Raw genomic sequence first — 1,065 nt, 5'->3', positions numbered from 1 at the left:
TAATGAATGCCCGCCAAGCATAAAGAAGTTGGCATCTCGGCTGATTTGCTCAACACCTAATAAGCCTTGCCACAACGATGCTAATACCTGCTCTGTTTCACTTTCTGGTGGTAGGTACCGCTCAGTAACCTGTTCACCAGGTACTGGTAGAGCCTTGCGATCAACCTTGCCATTAGGTGTTAACGGAAATGCCGTTAAAGCAATCAAGTGCACGGGTATCATGTGCTCCGGTAAACGCTCTGCAAGCCATTGACGAAGTACATCCGTACTCAACGTTTGTTCTGTGCGGTAATAACCCACTAATCGCTTACCGCCTAGGCTATCTTGAGCCATGACTAAGGCATCGCTGATCTGAGCTTGCTCAAGTAAAGCACTCTCTATCTCACCTAACTCGATACGGAAACCACGAATTTTGACCTGAAAATCATTACGCCCTACGTATTCCAGTTGTCCATCTTCTCTCCAGCGCACTAAATCACCCGTGCGGTAAAGGCGCTGGCTACTGCCCGACCCATCAGCCTGATTAAATGGATTGTCAATAAAACGCTCAGCCGTTAACTCGGGACGATTTAAATAACCGCGTGCTAAACCAGCACCACCAACATAAAGCTCACCCGTTACACCTATAGGCACTCTTGCAAGCGTGTTATCAAGCACGTACGTTTGGCGATTGTTTAATGGCTTACCTATTGGCAATGTATCCGTACTCGAGAGTGTTGGAATTTGGAAAGTTGTACTAAAAGTTGTGTTTTCCGTAGGGCCGTAACCATTAATGCACTGCATTTGTGGATTACGAGCTTGCATTGCCCTCACTGTCATCGGGTTAACAACATCTCCACCAACCAACAATTGTGTTAATGTCGGAAGTGGTCGTTCAATCGTCTCGCTAAAGACATCAAACAAGCCTGCTGTCATCCATAAGGTAGTGACACCATAACGTTCAACACTGTCAGCTAATGCATCTACATCTGCTGAATTGCCGCTGTGTAAGGCAACACAACCACCGTTAAGCCATGCTGCCCAAATTTCAAACGTCGTTGCATCAAAAGACACTGGCGAATGCAA

At 46.5% G+C, this 1,065-nt stretch carries 1 protein-coding gene; it reads right to left on the bottom strand.

Annotated elements, in window-relative coordinates; genetic code table 11:
• Positions 1-1,065: AMP-binding protein (locus tag Q4489_RS18215; RefSeq protein WP_303483377.1), on the bottom strand; the 1,065-nt coding region annotated here is incomplete at both ends.

The organism is Thalassotalea sp. 1_MG-2023 (assembly GCF_030546745.1).
Taxonomy (GTDB): domain Bacteria; phylum Pseudomonadota; class Gammaproteobacteria; order Enterobacterales; family Alteromonadaceae; genus Thalassotalea_C.
Note: the sequence above shows the minus strand (reverse complement) of the source record. Positions and strands in the feature narration are given on the sequence as shown.